The organism is Vibrio sp. 1F279 (assembly GCF_041439815.1).
Taxonomy (GTDB): domain Bacteria; phylum Pseudomonadota; class Gammaproteobacteria; order Enterobacterales; family Vibrionaceae; genus Vibrio; species Vibrio tasmaniensis_A.
The window spans coordinates 1-5,030 of record NZ_JBGOOU010000082.1; the positions used below are offsets into that span (position 1 = coordinate 1).

At 38.6% G+C, this 5,030-nt stretch carries 5 protein-coding genes and 2 pseudogenes; 4 read left to right on the forward strand and 3 right to left on the reverse strand.

The window, feature by feature from the left end; genetic code table 11:
• Together ACED60_RS25110 and ACED60_RS25115 are read left to right on the forward strand one after the other, a co-directional pair.
• Window positions 1–252 (forward strand): hypothetical protein (locus ACED60_RS25110; protein ID WP_371728692.1); only part of this gene is annotated, 252 nt, incomplete at its 5' end.
• Between the two features lie 167 nt (window positions 253–419).
• A pseudogene (locus ACED60_RS25115) lies at window positions 420–785 on the forward strand (regulator).
• A 58-nt stretch (window positions 786–843) separates the two neighbouring features.
• Here ACED60_RS25115 and ACED60_RS25120 read toward each other — a convergent pair.
• Both ACED60_RS25120 and ACED60_RS25125 read right to left on the reverse strand, forming a co-directional pair.
• Window positions 844–1,692, reverse strand: a complete 849-nt coding sequence (locus ACED60_RS25120) for a DUF3037 domain-containing protein (RefSeq protein ID WP_017082568.1) — start codon at window positions 1,690–1,692, stop codon at window positions 844–846.
• Complete coding sequence (locus tag ACED60_RS25125) at window positions 1,689–2,393, reverse strand: HipA family kinase (protein WP_029224410.1); 705 nt, start codon at window positions 2,391–2,393, stop codon at window positions 1,689–1,691. The genes ACED60_RS25120 and ACED60_RS25125 overlap by 4 nt, the downstream gene beginning before the upstream one ends.
• A 330-nt stretch (window positions 2,394–2,723) precedes the next feature.
• Here ACED60_RS25125 and ACED60_RS25130 point away from each other — a divergent pair, with 330 nt between their 5' ends.
• Entirely contained in the window at window positions 2,724–2,939 is a 216-nt protein-coding gene (locus ACED60_RS25130) for a hypothetical protein (RefSeq protein ID WP_017082566.1), read from the forward strand.
• A gap of 801 nt (window positions 2,940–3,740) precedes the next feature.
• On the opposite strand, the pseudogene ACED60_RS25135 reads toward ACED60_RS25130, so the two are convergent.
• Window positions 3,741–3,904: pseudogene (locus tag ACED60_RS25135) on the reverse strand (transposase); the annotation flags it as partial.
• A gap of 513 nt (window positions 3,905–4,417) precedes the next feature.
• Between ACED60_RS25135 and ACED60_RS25140 the strand changes: the two are divergent.
• A complete protein-coding gene (locus ACED60_RS25140) occupies window positions 4,418–4,735 on the forward strand; it encodes a hypothetical protein (protein ID WP_017082565.1) in 318 nt (105 codons plus the stop codon).
• The last annotated feature ends 295 nt before the right edge of the window (window positions 4,736–5,030 follow it).

A 5,030-nucleotide genomic window follows, 5' to 3' on the forward strand; every position in this document is an offset into this window, starting at 1 on the left:
ACTCTCGTTGCCTTTTGGCTACAGCGTATTAACCACTTCCGCTGCTTCATCATATTGACCCCTAGCACTCACCCGACTTGTGGTTGTCAGGAGGAACGTCCTTTCACGATTCCGTTCCCGCTCAGTCTAACGACCAAGCTTCGTTACATTGTCAGAGCCGCTTCTTTATTCAGGTTCCTAGGGGCATCTGGTAGTACAGATGGTTCACTCTTCGTGGTGAACAACGCTTCATACGACTTCAGGTCGCACTGACATAAATGAGTTTCAAAAATCCTAACATTAACGATTCGTTAATAACTTATTATAAGACAAATATTACCAATTAATACGCCTTTGTACAGTGCTCACTTTGTCTGATTATGTTTAATGGTGCATATCTTATAAGATCAGTGCAACCTCTTGTATTTAGAGGTTTATCATTGAAGTATTGCGAAATGAGTAAGAATTACATTTTTCGAGAGTTAGAGTGCCAAATGACTAAGGAAGAGGTTGCTGAACTGTGCTTCAAAACTGTGAGGACTGTTACGGGTTGGGATGAGGGAAAGCCTATACCACCTGAATGCAAAAGGCTTATGAGAATGGCAAAAGGTCGGAAACTAAGTATTTATGAAGAGTGGGGATAGTTCAAAATGATACGCGACAGTATGGAGCTGCCGACAGGCCAAGTAGTGAGGCCACAACAAATATTGGCAGGGATTGCACTATTAAGTATTCAATCTGAGTTAGAGCTAAAAACATCAATAAAACTACTTAAACTAGCCAGAGCAATTGCCAGAATGAAATGATAAAAGCATTCACTCGCAGGTAAAAAAAGCTACTGTTAAGTAGCCTTTATTATTTGTATCAATTCGTTACTAATTTGAAATCATTAACTAAGCAATCTAAATCAAACTCCGCAAATTTTAATATTTCATTACTGTTCTGATATGGAATAACTTTTACACCTAGTTCTTTCATTCCTTTTTGCACAGTATCAAAAGCGGCTACAAACTCTTCTTTTTTATTCTGAGGTCTTTCTATCGTAAATAAGAAGTTATCTTCGTTCAAAGCGTTTGCTTGTAGTAAGTGTTTAACACGAGATATCCAACGATCCCCGTGGTCAACGAGTGCTAAAGGAGTCGCTTGGTCAAATGCTAACGGCTTGATCGCTTTAGTTATATTTGCTTCTTTAGCTACTAGTGGAATCTTAAATTGACTGAAACCAGTATCAAGGCTTTGCTCTTTATACCGAATGGTTAAAGTTTTCAGCTCTTGTCTAAGGGCTTTAACCATCTGTTGCTCTCGGTATTCCTTTGTATCTTTAAAGTCTCTTCCGATATGGCGGCCAAAGAGTTGTTCAAGTGCAAGGTGACAATCATCAGTGATCATTGCACCAGTTTCACCAAACGTCATCAAACCTTCTCTAGTTCGAGTAACTTCGTGCATTAACTCAACAAGCTCTTTACCGCTTATATTCTTTGCGAAGTTTTGGATGTAATTTAATTCATCTTCAAAATTTGCTATAGCTTGCTTGTAAAGTTGCCCTTCAAGATCATCGAAGAAATCAGATACTCTTTTAAATCTGGCAGGGGCTAGTTTATAGCTTACAAATCCAGTCTTTGGAGCAAACGCAAGTATACCAACGTTGGCAAACTCTGATGTTTCTGCGAATGGCATAAAGCGAACAATCGCGAATTGTAAAGCTACTTTCATGATATGTCCTCCCAAAACGGTTCAGCTAAGAATTTCTTCAATACTAACGTAATTTCTGATCGAATAGTATCGATTGGATACATTTCTAACCACTCTTCTGGTATCTCACTGATGATATTGTCAATATCTTGCAGGGCATTTTGAAATTTTTCTGTATAAACTTCTTTATCGACTAGCTCTAAGCCATTCCAAGAGCCTGAACTTACATGTTGTTCTTTATGTTCATCAATTTTAAAGTCATCTGCAAAAGCTAGGTTATGATCAACAACACACGTTTCTTTGGTCTTTTGCTCCAAGAAAAAGTTAGGATTACCGCCTTTATCAGTGAGGTTTCTATCATTATTCTGAATCCAATAATCAAAAACAAACAGATCACGAAGTAACTGCTTTGGAACCTTCTGTATTTGATTATAGGTTATTTCTTGAATGTTAGGTTTATATGATGAAGCAAAACAATAACCAGCCTCTAAGTCAAAAGAGCTGTATTCAACTAGTAAATCATCAACCCAAGCGATTTTAAAATCCGGAATAGGTAAGCCAAAGCTTTTCGCTAGATGAGCTACTATCCATTCTTTTACAAGGCCTCGACAAGTAGCACTACTGCCTTTTACGACATACTGTTTTCCATCATCACCTTCACAGAGATACGGGTTCGTTCTCCCTTGCGCCATCATTCTTGTAATTTTTAAGATTTCTATCACGAAGTATTACCATACACAGCGAGCTGATTAGTGTCTGATTGGATATTACCATAAGTAATTTCCTGAATTAATTGGTTATGCTAAGAGAGTGATCAAGAGTTGATAGTTTGGTCGAATTTACCCCCGTGATACACCATGGGTGTCACCGTGAAGAATATGATAAGGATGGATAACTTTTTAGTAGGGCAAACGTACATAAATAGGATGTGAATGAGTTCAAATTCTACCCAACAATGGTCGTGTGGACGACATATCTTTCTTTCGTTCCCCTTGAAAACCTTTCTTGGTGCCGATATATGAATGTTGCATAACTTAAAAGAGGTTTTTCCGATGAACGATTGGGATTACGTGAATTTTAGCGAAGATCATGAAATGAATTATCATTTAGGGCTAGTTGGTAAATCGAAATCTGAATACAACAGAAAGTACCTAAGAGATAACACTCAATGGACAGCAAAGAACAAGTTGGACAAAACACGCGTTACACACGCTGATTTTAAATCCTTTGTTGTAGCCGATAAGCCGTATTTTCAAGATCCAGCCTAGCGCGGGAATTGTAGATAATGATCACTATTTGTTAGGAAGTTTCAACTTTTAGGTTCTAAATTAAGCCTCAAAGAAACACGGACCGTAATCTTGGGCCGCATTAAACATATGGCTTAAATGTAAGGATTTCTTTGTTAAAGGATCATACTTATGACAAGCAAAACAGCCCCTATCTTCTTTAGGAGGCACTAAAGCTGCACACATCAAAGAAGCCTACATTAGCGCTTTCAACCACATGGCTAGCCAACTTCAAAGTGCAATGCCAACACTTCCACTATCACAATACCAACTCCCTGCAAGTTGTTTACCGAACTTCTACGATTCTGGTTGGTTGCCAGCCCATTACTAACGCTGTTATTCAGAAACCCATTGGACATATCACATTAAGTTCCAAATTCGCCCAACTGGCGGAAAGTATTGCGCCAAATTTGAATTAGGAGTAGGTGGGAAAGGTGAAACTCAACCGTGGTTTTCTTCAAGTGGTGCTGAGTTTATTGATAGTGGCTTTTATCTAGAGTATCGATATATCGAAGAGCTATGGGAAAGTGTAAGGCTGGTATTAGAAAAATACCGAGCGCATAGCCCGTATTGATAACAGGGAGGTCAAGTTCCCCCGAACTTGACCTATCCAGACGCAGCAAGCAAAGGCGTTTGGGTTAGGTGTAAGTGAATAATTTACACGCAATGCATTTGTTGTGTAAATACTTATTAAAGTTAAGGGCATTGGTTCGGTGCGGATCAGGTGTAATGCGGACAACTTAACCAAACATGGGATAGCCTAAATATCGAGTCGATAAATCATTGCTGCGCTCTTAGTGGCATAGAAAACACTCGTTTACCATGAACGCTGTGGTGATAGCTAGATCACTGAATCGACGTGGCCTCCTGTGTTTACTCTGTTTGCTTTGTGCCCACTCACTTACCGCTTCTTCATAAATCCAAAAGGTTAGAGATCCACGGTTAATGAGTGATTGGTTTTATTGCTTCCAATTGGTTGTTTTGTAACGAGGTTTAGGCATAACGTTACGAGAGGTGGTGAATGTAGCTGCTCAGATCGTAGGTTCTGGATTTAGTTCCACTGAATTACGCAACAAAGCCACTAATAACAGGAAAATTCATGGTGTGCATGTGTTGTTTAAGCAAGGTTCGCTCTAGAGCCTATTATTTTGTATGTCGTTTTAGGGAAGGATAATTTATGTCACTTGTGATATGCAAGAATGTCCTATTCATATGATGGAGTAGTCCTTGGCTGGGTGTATATTGTAACTAATTGATATTAATGATGCAAAGGCATGTGAAGTCGTAAATTCTTTCTCAAAAACTGAATGACTGAACTTATGTAGCGTCTCTGTTTGTAGCTCAGTGTTCAATGTTATTCATCCGATATTTGGAGGCACTAATGCAAGTTGTTGATGATTTTTATCAGTCTGCATCATTGCTCGTGATGCTGAGATTGCGATACCTTAAAGGACTAACGAATGAGCGAGAGCCTCACAGAATCACAAAGCATGTACAACGAACTTCAAAGCTACCTTGACTTAGTTATGCAGGAGTCAGGAGATGATGTGTTTCTAATTAAATGCGAGAAAATCTACGCATACAATATTTCTATCAGAGAGACGAACTCTGGTCTCCATTCCGTAGGGCAAGAAAGTATCAAGGGACTTATTAATCAAGCGAAAGAGTCAACAGAGTCTTTAAAGAGCACGAAAGATAAGCTCAAGGTAATGGTTCAAGCTGTTAATGCTATAGACAAAGTATTTGAACTTATGGGTGCTTATATCAAGCAGCGATAATAAAGGTTATTAAATTGTGATCGTCTTTAAGATAAGAGTGTCCTTTCTCTTTGATATTGACTCGTGTTCATAGATAAATAGTTTATATTAGGAAGTTGAAAGCTCGGATGTTTGGTTGTATATAAGACCGTTAGATACTGTGATTTAAAGTACCCCTCTAAGAGGGTTGTATCTACAAATTTAAAGGTTTAAATGAAATTAATGTGTTATTGGTGGCTAAATTTAGTTAAGCCTAGGAAGGGCGTTGTTGATCAAATCGGTTTAAAGACCAACGACGCCATATGTGACTCGCCGT

Coding starts and splice junctions, on each gene's coding strand:
- ACED60_RS25130 (WP_017082566.1), top strand. CDS start 2,724: ATGAACGATTGGGATTACGTGAATTTTAGCGAAGATCATGAAATGAAT.
- ACED60_RS25140 (WP_017082565.1), top strand. CDS start 4,418: ATGAGCGAGAGCCTCACAGAATCACAAAGCATGTACAACGAACTTCAA.
- ACED60_RS25120 (WP_017082568.1), bottom strand. CDS start 1,692: ATGAAAGTAGCTTTACAATTCGCGATTGTTCGCTTTATGCCATTCGCA.